The sequence below is a fragment of the Nonomuraea sp. NPDC051298 genome, from assembly GCF_055586305.1.
This window is the reverse complement of record NZ_JBVJIM010000002.1, coordinates 43,246-55,886: the sequence shown is the minus strand read 5'-3', so window position 1 is coordinate 55,886 and position 12,641 is coordinate 43,246. Positions and strand designations below refer to the sequence as shown.

Below are 12,641 nucleotides of genomic sequence, written 5' to 3'. Positions count from 1 at the left end.
GCCGGGCCGGTCAGGAGGCGGCGGACAGGCGGGTGGACAGACGCTTGCGGTACGCGTCCAGCACCACCGCCACGATGATGACCGCGCCGGTCACGATGGTGCGCTGGAAGTCCGAGACCCCCATCAGCAGCAGTCCGTTGGTCAGGACCCCGAGCAGGCAGGCCCCCAGCAGGGTGCCGACCACCGAGCCCCGGCCGCCGGAAAGGCTGGCGCCGCCGATCACCACTGCGGCGATCGCGTTCAGCTCGTATCCCTGGCCCAGGATCGGGCTCGCCACGCCCAGCCGCGCCATGTAGACGATCGCGGCGACGCCGACACAGGCCCCGCCGATCATGAAGCAGATCACCTTGATGACGCCGGTGCGGTGACCGGACAGGCGCACGGCCTCCTCGTTGTTGCCGGTGGCGTAGACGAGCCGCCCGAAGACCGTACGCGACAGCACGAACCAGGCGACCGCCGCCATCAGCAGCGCGACCGCGAAGACCGCGGGCACGCCGGCCAGGGTCGCCGTGCCGAACGAGGTCAGCTCCTCGGGGAGGCTGTAGATGGTCGCCGCGCCGGTGTACTGCTGGGCCGCGCCGCGCGCGACGTAGAGCATGCCGAGCGTGACGATGAACGACGGCACCCGCCAGCGTTCGGTCACGAACCCGTTGATGAAGCCGGCCGCCGCGCCGATCAGCAGGCTGAGCACGATCGCGCCCGGGATGGACCCCGCGCCCCCGCCCTCCATCGCGGTGCCGGCCACCACGGCGCACAGGGCGATGAGCGAGCCGACCGACAGGTCGATACCACCGACGAGGATGATGAAGGTCATGCCGACGGCCAGGATCGTGTTGAGTGTGATCTGGGTCATGATGTCGCGGAGGTTCTGCGCCGTACCGAAGTGCGGTGCGAACGCCAGGAAGAACACCCCCAGCGCCACGAGCGCGACACCGATGCCGGCCTCGCCGAGCACCTGGCTGACCACGCGGTTCGTACGCGGGTTGCCCCGCGCCACACTGATCGAGCTCATGCCGAAATTCCGTTCTTGAGGTAGCCGGAGTACGCGAGGTTGAGCACCCGTTCGGCGTCGAAGTCGGGGCGGGCGATCTCGCCGGCGATCCGGCCCTTGGAGAAGACGACGATGCGGTCACAGATGCCGAGGAGTTCGGGCAGGTCGGAGGAGACCACGAGCACGCCCTTGCCCGAGTCGGCGAGGCTGAGCAGCAACTGGTGGATCTCGTAGCGGGCGCCGACGTCGATGCCGCGGGTGGGCTCGTCGACGATCAGCAGATCGGTGTCGGCGGCCAGCCATCGGGCGAGCACGACCTTCTGCTGGTTGCCGCCGGACAGCGCCCGTACCTTCTGGTGCGGGCCGGTCGCGCGGACGTGGAGCCGCTCCGACAGGTCGCGGGCGGCGGCGGTCTCGGCGCCGTGCCTCAGCAGGCCCAGCCTGCTGACCCGGTCGATGGCGGCCAGGCTCATGTTCGCCGCGATGGGCAGGTCCAGCACCAGCCCCTGGGCCTTGCGGTCCTCGGTGAGGAAGCTGATGCCGTGGCGGACCGCGTCGCGGGGATGCGTGATCCGCACCGGCCGGCCGCGTACCTCGACGGTGCCGGCGGCCGGCCGGTCCGCGCCGAAGATGGCCCGCATCGTCTCCGTACGTCCGGAGCCGACCAGCCCGGCGACCCCGACCACCTCGCCGGACCGCACGGACAGCGAGACGGGCGGCGCGTCCGGGGTCACCTTCAGGTCGGTGACGCGCAGCAGGTGGTCGCCGACCGGCCGGTCGGTGACGGGCGGGTACTCGGCGTCGAGGTCGCGCCCGACCATCATCCGCACCAGCTCGGCGGGGGTCAGCTCGGCGACCGGTCCGGTGTGCACGCCCCGGCCGTTGCGCAGCACGGTCAGGCGGTCCCCGATCTCGAAGATCTCCTCCAGGTGGTGGGAGATGTAGATGACCGCGACCCCCTCGGCGGTGAGCCGGCGCAGTTGCGTGAACAGCGTGGCGGTCTCGCGCGGGGTGAGCGTGGCGGTGGGCTCGTCCATCACCAGCAGCCGGCAGTCGCCGGAGAGCGCCTTCGCGATCTCGACGAGCTGCATCTGGGCGATGCCGAGCCGTTCGACCGGGGTGTCAGGGGAGACCTCGAGCCCGACCTGTTCGAGCAGTTGCCTGGCCCGCCGCCGCATCGCGCCGCGGTCCACGAGGCCCAGTCGCCGGGGCAGCCGCTGCAGGAACAGGTTCTCCGCGACGGAGAGCGCTGGCAGCAGGGCCAGCTCCTGGTGCACGACCTGGATGCCGGCGCGCAGGGCGTCGGCGGCGGCGGTCGGCCGGTGTGGCTCCCCGCCGAGCGTCATCGTCCCGGCGTCGGGGCGTTCGATGCCGGCCAGGCACTTGACGAGGGTGGATTTGCCGGCGCCGTTCTCGCCGATCAGGATGTGGATCTCACCGGCCTTGACGCTGAGGTCGACCTCGTCGAGGGCGGCGACGCCCGCGTACCGCTTGGTCAGGCCGGCGATGTCGAGCAGGGCGGTGTCAGTGGTGGTGGGCATGGCGACCTGACTCCTTCGGGGACCACGGTCATGGGGTGAGGAAGGGGTGGGGAGGGGCCGCTTCGCGCGGCCCCACCCCGGCCCCGTGGCGGGTGTCAGCCGGCGTTGTCCTTGGTGATGACCGTGATCGGCGTCTTCTGCCAGCCGGTCACCTGCTCACCGTTGATCATCTTCATCGCGTAGTCGATGCCGTCCGCCGCCTGCTTGGAGCCGAACTGGTCGAGCGTCGAGACCATCACGCCGCTCTGCAGGTACGGCTTGACCGCCGGGATGTTGTCGAACGACGCGACCTTGATGTCGGCCTTGCGCTCCTCGATGACCTTGATGACTCCCAGCGCCATCGCGTCGTTGGAGACCAGCACCCCCTTGATGTCGGGGTGGGCGGTGAGCATGTTGCCGAACACGGTGTGGGCCTCGTCGGTCTCCCAATGGGCGGTCTTGGAGTCCAGCAGCTCCAGGCCGCCCTCGGTCACCGCGTCGTCGAAGCCGTTCTTGCGCTGGAGCGCGTTGTCGGCGCCCGGGTTGCCTTCCAGGATCACCACCTTCGCGCCCTTGCCCAGAGCCTTGGCCAGCTCCATACCGGACTGCTTGGCGCCGTCCCGGTTGTCCGGGCCGACGAACGGCACGTCGGCCCCGGCCTGCTGCAGCGCGGCGTCGTCCAGCTTGACGTCGATGTTGACCACCTTGATGCCGGCCTTCGCCGCCTTGGCGGCGGACTGGACCAGCGCCTTGGAGTCGGCCGGGGCCAGCACGATCGCCTGGACCTGCTTGGTGATGCACTTCTCGACCAGCGCCACCTGCCCGTCGACGTCGGTCTCGTTCTGGGTGCCGCTGGAGTCGAGGGTGACGTTGCCGAGCTTGGCGACGTGGTCGACCGCGCCCTGCTGCATCTGCTGGAAGTACTCGTTGGCGAGGGACTTCATGACCAGGCAGACCGTGGGCTTGCCGGTCGGCTCGGCGGCCACCGTGGTGCCGGTGCTCTCCTGGCCGCAGGCGGCCAGGGCCGAGACGGCGGCCAGGGTGACGATCGGGATCAGCGCGGCCCTTGTCTTCATGGGGGCCCTCCTTCTGTTTCTTCGTGGCGTGCGTTGCAGGGGTGTCGAAAGGCGCGGAATCAGAACGCGACGCCGGCGTGCAGGACGACGTTGGCGTAGGGGGTGACCTCGCCGGTCCGGATGACCGCGCGGGCGGCGCCGGTGAGTTCCTTGAGCCGCTCGTGCGGCACGGACGAGCGGCGTATCGGGCCGAGTGCCGCGGCCAGGCCCGAGACGGCCACCGGATCGGCGAGTTCGGCCGCGACGGTGGCGTGTTCGAAGACGCCTTCGGCGAGCACGGCGCGCAGCACGGGCAGGAAGCCCGGCTCGCCCCGGGACCACAGCAGGTCGATGCGTTCCACGCCGGCCGGTACCGGAAGGCCGGCGTCGGCCACGACGATCAGATCGGTGTGACCGAGCCCGGTCAGCACCTCGACGAGGCGGGGATGCCAGAGGCCCTCACGACGCATGGCCGGTCCTTCCCGCCCCGCAGGAAGCCGCCGGGGCCTGGCACTCGGACGCCGCCAGCAGCGCGTCCACCTCGAACCGGCTGGGCGCGCTCTGCGCACCGGGGCGGGTGGCGGCCAGGGCGCCGGCGGCGCAGGCGCGCCGGACCGCGACGTCCAGCTCCCGCACGCCGGTGGCACGTGCCACGGCCAGTTCCGCGCAGAACGTGTCACCCGCGCCGACCGCGTCGACCACCTCGATCGGGAACGTCTGGACGTGCCGGCCGCGCCCGTCGCTCCCCGCCAGCACCGCTCCCCTGGCCCCCAAGGTGACCACCACCTCGGCCGGGCCCAGGTGGCGCAGCGCCGAGGCGTACCCGATCGGATCCGAGCCCTCCAGCCGCTCCGCCACGTCGCCGATCAGGCCGGCCGCCTCGGTCTCGTTCACGACCAGCAGGTCGGCCAGGCCGATCAGCTCGCGCAGCGAATCGTCCACCGTGGTCGGCAGCGGCGCGGCGTTGAGCACGACGGACACGCCGGCGGCGCGGGCCAGCCGGGCCGCGGCCGTACTGGTCTCGACCGGGACCTCGAGCTGGAGCATGAGCACGCCGGCCGAGTCGAGCCGGCCGCTCAGCGCGTCCAGGTCTTCCGGCCGCAGCAGCCCGTTCGCGCCGGGCGAGGTGATGATCATGTTCTCGCCCGCCGGATCCACCAGGATCAGCGCCGTGCCGGTCGGCCCGCCGACGGTGGCCACCCCGGCGATGTCGACGCCCGCCTCAGCCAGGGTGGCGCTCACCTGCGCGCCGAACTCGTCGTCGCCGACGCCGCCGACCATGGTGGTCCGCGCGCCCAGCCGCCGGGCGGCGGCCGCCTGGTTGGCTCCCTTGCCGCCGGTGCCGCGGTCGAGGCGGCCTCCCGGCACCGTCTCCCCCGGGCTCGGCAGGCGGGGGACCCGGGTCCGCAGGTCCATGTTCAGGCCGCCCACCACGACGACCGCCGGCTCAGCCGTCATGGTGCTCATCGCCGATCGCAGAGTCGCCGCCGGCGGGATCCGGACAGCCGCAGGATCCGCGGGCGACGAGCGCGGTCGGGTGCACGATCCGCCGCGGCGCCAGCTCCCGATCGGCGATCTTGGCGACCAGCCACTCGACCGCGGAGCGGCCGAGCTCGTCGAAGGGCTGGCGCATCGTGGTCAGCGCGGGCACGGTGTAGGCGCTGCCGTCGATGCCGTCGAACGCGCAGATGGCGACGTCGTCCGGGACCCGCAGGCCCAGTTCGGCGGCGGCCCGCAGCACGCCGATGGCCTGCTCGTCGCTGGTGACGAAGAGGGCGTCGGGATGCCGCGGGGCCGCGAGCAGCCGCCGGCCGGCACGGTAGGCGTCGGCCCGGCCGAACGGCACGTGCACCAAGGGCGTCTCGGCCGGATCCTGCCCGGCTTCGGTGAGGGCGCGGCGCCAGCCGGCGACCCGGTCGACCGTCGGGTGGATGCCGGCGAGCCCGGCGATGCAGCCGATCCGCCGCCTGCCGTGGCCGAGGAGGTGGCTGGTGGCCTGGTAGCCGCCGCCCTCGTTGTCCACCAGGACGTGGGTCGCGCCCGGCAGCTCCAGCTCGCGGTCGAGCACCAGCCGGGGCACCGCGGTGTCGGACAGCTCGCTGATCCAGCTCCGCGGGCCGTGCGCCGGCACCATGATGAGCCCGTCGACCTGCCGGTCCAGCAGGGTCCTGATGTACGTCACCTCGCGGGCGTCGTCGCCCATCGCGTTGCCCAGCAGCATCGTGTACCCGTGGGCGAAGCCGACGTGCTCGATGGCGCGGGCCAGCTCGGCGAAGAACGGGTTGGAGTTGTCGGGTACGACGAGCCCGAAGGTCATGGTCCGGGACGTCTTCAGCGAGCGGGCCACCGCGTTGGGCCGGTACCCGAGTTGCTCGATGGCCGCGAGAATCTTCTCGCGGGTGGCCGGCGCGACCCCGCGCGGACCACCGTTGAGCACGTAGCTGACCACGGCCTCCGAAGTGCCTGCCAGGCGCGCCACGTCACGTCGAGTTACCATCTCCGCCCTTCAACTCGTGTTGATTACTCGTGTTGACGGAAGTATGAGCCCGGCCTCACCGGCTTGCAAGAGTCAGCGGGTGTAACACTTCGGCAACACGGCGGCGAATCACCGTTGCCCCGAACCCGCGGGCCGGCCGAGGCGGACGGGGTGAACGACGGCCCGGCCCCGTCCGGCGCCAGCGGGCCGGAAGCGGGCAGAGCCCTCCTGCGGACCGGCCCTCGCCAGGTCAGCGATGGTCGGCGGCCACCGGCGAGCCGGGCGCAGCGGGCAGACCGCCGCACCGGCGAACCGGCGACGCATGTGGCAGGAGAGTGTGCGGCACTCCTGGGCACGGCGGCAAGCCTTCGTGACGAACTCGTTAATCAACATGGCTGTGAGGTTACGATCCGCTAACAAAGAACATCCAAACCTTGATCCCCCGGCCGTCGGCCAGCTTCCTTTTGTCCAGCAACTCGTGTTGTCAACACGTGTTGCGCTTCGTTCCGAGAAGGACGGTCGAAATGCAAAGAGGAAGACTCTCCCGGGCGATCGCCGCTGTCGTGTCAGCGGCCGTAGGCGCGACCGTGGCGCTGGGCGCGCCCGCGGTCGCCACCCCCCAACCCGACAAGGACAACTCCGCTGGAGGCAAGTACCGGTTGTCGCTCGACCGGGACACGTACGCCGACAGGCTGCAGGCCATGTGGCTGGCCGAATGCATCGCCAACTGGACTGGCCTGAACACCGAACTGCAGCGGCAGGCCCCGCCGTTCTACACGGACGCCGACTGGGGCACCGACCAGGGCCGGTCCGGAGCGAAGATCGATTTCGTCATCCAGGCCCCGTGGGGAGCCGACGACGACACCGACATCGAGTACACCTACACGCATCTGATGACCAACGTCGCGAAGAGCCCCTGGCTGACGGCGGAGCAGATCGCCGACGGGTGGAAAGACCACATCAACCGGTTCATCTGGGTGTCCAACGCTCGCGCCCGCGAGCTGATGGGCCAGGGCCTCCTGCCGCCGTCGACCGGCATGAACGTCGCCAACAAGGGCTCGCTCATGATCGACGCGCAGCTCACGACCGAGGTGTTCGGCGCGGTCGCCCCCGGCCGGCCCGACCTGGCCATGGAGATCGCCGACCTGCCGATCCAGACGACGGCCGACGGCTACGCCACCCACATCTCGCAGTACTACGCGGTGCTGTACTCCCTCGCCGCCGCGGTCGACCCGAAGCTCTCGGGCCGTGACCAGGCGCTGTGGCTGACCCGGGAGGCGCGCAAGTACATCCCGGACACCTCGAAGGCCGCGGACATCGTCGACTTCGTACTCGCCGACTTCCTGGCCAACCCCGACGTGAACGACTGGGAAGCCACCCGCGACCGGATCTACCAGCGTTACCAGGCCGACGCCGCGAGCAACGGCTTCATCTTCCGCCCCTACCCCATCGCACCCGGCCGGGAACTGGCCGTCGAGGCCGCGATCAACTTCGCGACCGGGGTCATGGCGCTGCTGTACGGGGAGGGCGACTACCGTCGCACGATCCAGGTCGGCACCCTGTCCGGGTGGGACTCCGACAACCCCACGGCCACCCTGGGCGGGCTCATCGGACTGATGCGCGGCACGGACCACATCCGCGCCCAGTTCCCCGGGATCACGCTCTCCGACGACTACAACGCCTACCGCACCCGCGACAACCTGCCTGACTACCTGCCGGACAACCCCGCGGCGACCGACACCTTCACCCTGCTCGCCGAGCGCATGCTGCCGCTGGTGGACCAGGCGGTCAAGGCGGGCGGCGGCAAGGTTTCCGCGCGGAGCTGGAACATCAAGACGGTCGCGGCTCCCGACCCCGCGAACCTGACGAGCATCGCCGCCGCCAACCCGGTCATGGACCTGTACCAGCGCAGTGCCAACAACCAGGTGCGGCTGACCGGCGGCAGCGTCCAGGCGTCGACCTCGGCGACCGGATCCACCGACGGGGGCGGCCAGGCGTCCGCCGCCGCGTTCGCCGACGGCCGGGAGGCGAACTACTCCGGGTACGAGCCGCCGCAGGACGCGCAGTTCTTCTCCGGCCGCGCCAACGGGCCGGTGAGCTTCTCGGTCACGTACAACCGTCAGGTGCGCGTCGACACCGTGCGCTTCATGACCGGCGACCACACGGAGACCGGAGGCTGGCTGGAGAGCGCCAAGGTCGAACTGCGCGGTCCTGACGGCCGCTGGCGGGCCGCGAAGGCGGTGCCCGACAGCGAGCTGGACAGCGGCCGGCCGTACCAGATCGTCGACTTCGACCTCGGCCGGTCGACGACGGTGACCGGCGTGCGCGTGGTCGCCGAACTCGGCGAGAGCGCGTACGCGACCGTCGCCGAACTCGACGCGCTGGCGCCCTCGAAGAACTGACACCCGGCCCTCAAGCCGACCAGCCGCCCCGCGAAGGGCGCCCGTACCCGACCGGTACGGGCGCCTTTCCCCGACCGCGATCAGCTCTCTGGCCTGTGGGGTGCGAAAACTGTGATCCACAGGCTGATCCGAACGTACGCGAGTCTGCTTGCCGGGGCATCAGGGGTGTCGCAGTCCTGGTTCTCCGCAGCAACATGCTGGAGTGCCGCCAGGAGCGTGGCTCGCCTGGACCCGCCATGAACGGCTTCTCCGCCCGGATATCAGGAGTCCTTCAGCGAGCCTCCGTCACTCCCGGTCATCGCGATCGAACATGTTCCTCTGACGAGCACTTCGCTCGTTCCCCACTCAACTGATTCCACCGTGTTCAGGATGAACACGTCTCCTTCCACTCGGGTGCCGGACAGATGGCCTCCGATGACGCGGACCAGGGAGCGCCGAGCCTCCTGGTCCGGGGAGCAGATCTGCTGGTCTGCCAACTCCGGGAACCATTTTCTCGCGCGAGAGGGCTCCAGTGCCACGGCGTAGGAATGGCCACCTGGATATGGATCCCGCTGATATATCGCGATGGCATTGCCGGGAGAGATTTCCCGCCCGTCCACCTCGAGCCGGATGATCATGGCTCCTCATCTTACCTGCTTGAACACGGAACCAGGGATCGACGCCTTGAACATGGAGATGTTCTCCGGGTGGTGGAGACTGAGTTCGAAGCCTGTCTCCGCCTTGAAGTCCTTGGCGATGTCGCGGATGACTCTGTCGATCCAGGGGCCGTTCCTTCCCTGCAGTTGGGTGGGGTCGATGCGAATCAGCACGTCCAGGTCGGAATCCGGCCCTGGACCACCGGAACCTCTGTATGTGCTACCCGCACGTGATCCGAACACCTCGACGCTGTTGACGACTTTCTTGTTGCCAATCCTGAAACCGTCCAATCTCGCCAGGACACGGTCCCAAGCCGCCTTCGGTACGCCGATGAGGTCGTCGGCCATTTTCGGTTTGGCGTCGACGTCCACTTTCTGAGCCACGTCGTCGCCCTTGCCGAATATCTTTTTGATGGCCTTGCCTGCCCATTTGCCGATCTTCGTGAGGGGAATGAATCCGGCAGCGACCCAGCCACAGTCGCCTGCGCTACCTTCGGCGCATCCGACTTCCTCCTCGAAGAGGGCGTTGAACCGGTTCTGGTAGCCGGTCTTGGCAGCCTCGTAGAGGGATGGGGTCTCGTGGACCGACTCGCTGACGTTAGTGAGAGCGCGCCGAGGACGGCGCCGCGGTGGACCCATCCGACGTCCAGGCCGCTGAAGGTTGGCGGCCCTGTTTCGGCTTGCGATGCGACACTGCCCGATGCCGCGGTGAGGTGGGCCGTGTTGTAGCCGGGCCAGGGTTCGGCGAAGAGTGACCACAGCCGCACAACCACACTCCTCCTGATCAACACCCACCGGCCGCGTCGTCGTCCCCGACAACAAACGCGGCGCCGACACTGAATGCTCGAGGCCACACGGGCACCTACTCCCAACTGCCGTCCACCTAGACCGGTCACTCTCGCGGAGCGCCGATGCCGTTGATCTCCCTGGACGTTTCGAGCAGTGGTGCTCGCAGGCCAGGAGGCCCAGGGTTTCGGGTGGCCGCCGTGACAAGGCACAGCCAAAGCGGCTGGACGAGGCGTTGGCCGGCCCTCGCGACTACGTCGAGGACTTCATCGCGGGCGCCTACAGCCGACCCGATCGACGGGGCCAGGGCGCGGACGTCTGACTCGCGGCCCGCGTCCTCGCTCCGGATCTCTCAGGAGAGGCCGCCCAAGCCTCCGGTCCTCCGCCGATCACCGCTCGGCAAGTAAGGGAACGTTTGGTTCTTTAGCTACACTTGTGCATTATCTCGATTATGGATCTTCAGGTGCCCGAGCCGGCGCGGGATCGCCGGGTGCGCCGCTCACGCGCCGCCCTGATGCGGGCCGCCGTCGCGCTGGTGACCGAACGCAGGACGTCAGGCGTGCCGCTTTCCGACATCGCCGAGGCCGCGGACGCGAGCCGGAAGGTGGTGTACCAGCACTTCGGCGATCGCGACACGCTGCTGCTGGAAGCCGGCCTCGATCTCGCCAGACGAGAGCTGCTCCCCCGCCTCATCGCCAGCCCGAAGGAGACGGACGGACGAGAGCGAGCGCTCGCGGTGTCCCGGCATTTCGCCGAGCATCGGGTGTTCTACCGTGCCCTGCTGACCGGATCCTGTGCGTTCGCACTGGACCAGGAGTTGATCAGGTTGCTGCTGCCGGTCAACCGGAAGGGCATGCGGGAGCTCTACGGCGACCTGCTCGACCCGCAGGCCATCGACGACATGGCCACCTTCATGACCGGCGGCGCGGCCTCGCTCGTCACGACCTGGGTGATCGAGGGCGCCGACCCGCTCGATCCGGAGGCGTTCACCGACCGGCTGCTGAACGTGACGTCCGCCCTGATGGCGGCCGTACACCCGGCCACCGGCACGTCAGACAGGGAGGCCACTCAGTGAACCTGATCAGCCGGCTCATCCAGCGCCGACTGGAGCTGCCGCCGCCTCGGACCCGGGATGTGGTGGTCCAGCGGGATCTTCGTGTCCCCATGGTCGACGGGGTCGAACTTCTGGCGGACCGGTGGGCCCCGCGAGTCGGCGGCGAGGGCCTGCCGACCGCGTTGATCCGTACCCCGTACGGCCGGCGCGGGCCCTTCGGCATGATCCTGGCCCGGCCGCTGGCAGAGCGTGGCTACCAGGTTCTGATCCAGAGCGTGCGCGGCGGTTTCGGCTCCGGCGGGACCTTCGATCCGATGCGGCAGGAACGCGCGGACGGCCTGGCGACCCTCGGCTGGCTGGTGAGGCAACCCTGGTTCGGCGACGCGATCGTGCTGTACGGCATGAGCTATCTGGGACATGTGCAGTGGGCGGTCGCCGACCAACTGCCGCCACAGGTCAAGGCGATCATTCCGGTGGTGACCGAGTCGGCGCTGACCCTGGAGTTCCTGCGCGCCGACGGCATGTCGCTGGAGACACCGTTCGGCTGGGGCGTGCTCGTCGCCACCCAGGAACGCCGGCTCGCGCTGCTGCGCCGGCCGGGCCAGGCGAGGAAGACGGCCCGCTCCCTGCGGACGCTCCCCCTCGACCGGGCCGACCTCGCCGCGATCGGCGAGCCCTCCGCCTACATCCAGGACATCCTCACCCACGACGGGGACCACCCCCGCTGGAGCGATCTCGACCACCGGGACCGGGTCGCCGAGGTGACGGCGCCGGTCAGTTCGATCGGCGGCTGGTACGACATCTTCCTGCCCGGCCAGCTACGCGACTTCCGGATCCTGCGGGACGCGGGACGCCCGGCACGCCTGACCGTAGGACCCTGGACCCACGCGGAGTTCTCCGACGTGCCGGTCAAGGAGGCCCTGGAATTCGGGCTCGCCCACGCCCGCGGCGAGCGACCACCGCCCCGCCCACCGGTCCGGCTCTACGTCATGGGGGAGGATGCCTGGCGCGACTTCGAGTCCTGGCCGCCCAGCGGCTATCCGCCGCGTCCCTTCCACCTCCACCCCGGCGGCGGGCTCGCGGTCGAGCCGCCGGCCGAGTCCGAGCCCGACCACTACCGCTACGACCCGGCCGACCCCACTCCCGCGGTCGGCGGCGCCCGCCTGGTCAAGGACTGCGGACGGGTCGACAACAGCACCCTGGAAAACCGCCCGGACGTGCTCACCTACACCACGCCCGCCCTCGACCAGGACGTCGAGATCATCGGCGAGGTCAGCGCCGAGATCTGGTTCCGCTCCAGCCTGCCCTACGCCGACGTCTTCGTCCGCGTCTGCGACGTCGACCCCGCCGGACGCTCCTGGAACGTCTGCGACGGCCTCATCAGCCTGACCGGCGCCGACGAACCGCAGTGCGCCACCGTGCGACTCTGGCCCACCGCCCACCGCTTCAAGCGCGGACACCGCATCCGCGTCCAGGTCTCCAGCGGCGCCTTCCCCCGCTACGCCCGCAACCCCGGCACCGGGGAACCACGCGCCACCGCCACCACCCTCCTCTCCGCCGACCAAACCGTCTACCACGACCCCGAGCGCCCGTCCGCGATCATCCTCCCCACCCGGCCGAGCTGACCGCCGACCACAGCGCGGCGTCGAGAGCTACTCCGGCCCCGAGGGCGGCACGATGCGCATCACCCAGTCGGTAGGGTCCGGATGACCGAACGCGGGC

11 protein-coding genes are annotated in these 12,641 nt (G+C 70.1%); 3 read left to right on the top strand and 8 right to left on the bottom strand.

The features are described 5' to 3' along the window. Positions 1-10: 10 nt before the first annotated feature. From ACZ6S0_RS05370 to ACZ6S0_RS05345, 6 genes are all read right to left on the bottom strand, one after another. The gene (locus ACZ6S0_RS05370) at positions 11-1,012 is read right to left on the bottom strand and encodes an ABC transporter permease (RefSeq protein WP_465913501.1); all 1,002 of its coding nucleotides are present in this window, start codon (positions 1,010-1,012) and stop codon (positions 11-13) included. Further along, complete coding sequence (locus ACZ6S0_RS05365) at positions 1,009-2,532, bottom strand: sugar ABC transporter ATP-binding protein (RefSeq protein ID WP_465913499.1); 1,524 nt, start codon at positions 2,530-2,532, stop codon at positions 1,009-1,011. Before ACZ6S0_RS05365 ends, ACZ6S0_RS05370 begins: the two co-directional genes overlap by 4 nt. Before the next feature lie 95 nt (positions 2,533-2,627). Beyond that, the gene (locus ACZ6S0_RS05360; RefSeq protein WP_465913497.1) at positions 2,628-3,587 is read right to left on the bottom strand and encodes a substrate-binding domain-containing protein; all 960 of its coding nucleotides are present in this window, start codon (positions 3,585-3,587) and stop codon (positions 2,628-2,630) included. A 59-nt stretch (positions 3,588-3,646) separates the two neighbouring features. Beyond that, positions 3,647-4,036, bottom strand: a complete 390-nt coding sequence (gene rbsD / locus ACZ6S0_RS05355; protein ID WP_465913495.1) for a D-ribose pyranase — start codon at positions 4,034-4,036, stop codon at positions 3,647-3,649. Further along, positions 4,026-5,024: a ribokinase gene (locus tag ACZ6S0_RS05350; RefSeq protein ID WP_465913493.1), complete on the bottom strand. Its 999-nt coding sequence runs from the start codon at positions 5,022-5,024 to the stop codon at positions 4,026-4,028. Before ACZ6S0_RS05350 ends, rbsD begins: the two co-directional genes overlap by 11 nt. Continuing rightward, entirely contained in the window at positions 5,014-6,063 is a 1,050-nt protein-coding gene (locus ACZ6S0_RS05345; protein WP_465913491.1) for a LacI family DNA-binding transcriptional regulator, read from the bottom strand. Before ACZ6S0_RS05345 ends, ACZ6S0_RS05350 begins: the two co-directional genes overlap by 11 nt. 542 nt (positions 6,064-6,605) lie before the next feature. Here ACZ6S0_RS05345 and ACZ6S0_RS05340 point away from each other — a divergent pair. Next, on the top strand, positions 6,606-8,444 hold the full coding sequence (locus ACZ6S0_RS05340) for an ADP-ribosylglycohydrolase family protein (RefSeq protein WP_465913489.1): 1,839 nt from the start codon (positions 6,606-6,608) through the stop codon (positions 8,442-8,444). 260 nt (positions 8,445-8,704) lie between these two features. Here the strand turns inward: ACZ6S0_RS05340 and ACZ6S0_RS05335 are convergent, their stop codons facing one another. Both ACZ6S0_RS05335 and ACZ6S0_RS05330 read right to left on the bottom strand, forming a co-directional pair. Beyond that, positions 8,705-9,061, bottom strand: a complete 357-nt coding sequence (locus ACZ6S0_RS05335) for a hypothetical protein (protein ID WP_465913487.1) — start codon at positions 9,059-9,061, stop codon at positions 8,705-8,707. Positions 9,062-9,067: 6 nt separating this feature from the next. Beyond that, complete coding sequence (locus tag ACZ6S0_RS05330; protein WP_465913485.1) at positions 9,068-9,718, bottom strand: hypothetical protein; 651 nt, start codon at positions 9,716-9,718, stop codon at positions 9,068-9,070. A 598-nt stretch (positions 9,719-10,316) separates the two neighbouring features. Between ACZ6S0_RS05330 and ACZ6S0_RS05325 the strand changes: the two genes are divergently transcribed. Both ACZ6S0_RS05325 and ACZ6S0_RS05320 read left to right on the top strand, forming a co-directional pair. After that, complete coding sequence (locus ACZ6S0_RS05325) at positions 10,317-10,940, top strand: TetR/AcrR family transcriptional regulator (protein WP_465913484.1); 624 nt, start codon at positions 10,317-10,319, stop codon at positions 10,938-10,940. Beyond that, positions 10,937-12,544: a CocE/NonD family hydrolase gene (locus tag ACZ6S0_RS05320; RefSeq protein WP_465913482.1), complete on the top strand. Its 1,608-nt coding sequence runs from the start codon at positions 10,937-10,939 to the stop codon at positions 12,542-12,544. Before ACZ6S0_RS05325 ends, ACZ6S0_RS05320 begins: the two co-directional genes overlap by 4 nt. The last annotated feature ends 97 nt before the right edge of the window (positions 12,545-12,641 follow it).

Bases quoted from the DNA above. Each gene is read 5' to 3' on its own strand.
- ACZ6S0_RS05345 (WP_465913491.1), bottom strand. From the start codon at position 6,063: ATGGTAACTCGACGTGACGTGGCGCGCCTGGCAGGCACTTCGGAGGCC.
- ACZ6S0_RS05325 (WP_465913484.1), top strand. From the start codon at position 10,317: ATGGATCTTCAGGTGCCCGAGCCGGCGCGGGATCGCCGGGTGCGCCGC.
- ACZ6S0_RS05360 (WP_465913497.1), bottom strand. From the start codon at position 3,587: ATGAAGACAAGGGCCGCGCTGATCCCGATCGTCACCCTGGCCGCCGTC.
- ACZ6S0_RS05335 (WP_465913487.1), bottom strand. From the start codon at position 9,061: ATGATCATCCGGCTCGAGGTGGACGGGCGGGAAATCTCTCCCGGCAAT.
- ACZ6S0_RS05330 (WP_465913485.1), bottom strand. From the start codon at position 9,718: ATGGGTCCACCGCGGCGCCGTCCTCGGCGCGCTCTCACTAACGTCAGC.
- ACZ6S0_RS05350 (WP_465913493.1), bottom strand. From the start codon at position 5,024: ATGACGGCTGAGCCGGCGGTCGTCGTGGTGGGCGGCCTGAACATGGAC.
- ACZ6S0_RS05370 (WP_465913501.1), bottom strand. From the start codon at position 1,012: ATGAGCTCGATCAGTGTGGCGCGGGGCAACCCGCGTACGAACCGCGTG.
- ACZ6S0_RS05365 (WP_465913499.1), bottom strand. From the start codon at position 2,532: ATGCCCACCACCACTGACACCGCCCTGCTCGACATCGCCGGCCTGACC.
- rbsD (WP_465913495.1), bottom strand. From the start codon at position 4,036: ATGCGTCGTGAGGGCCTCTGGCATCCCCGCCTCGTCGAGGTGCTGACC.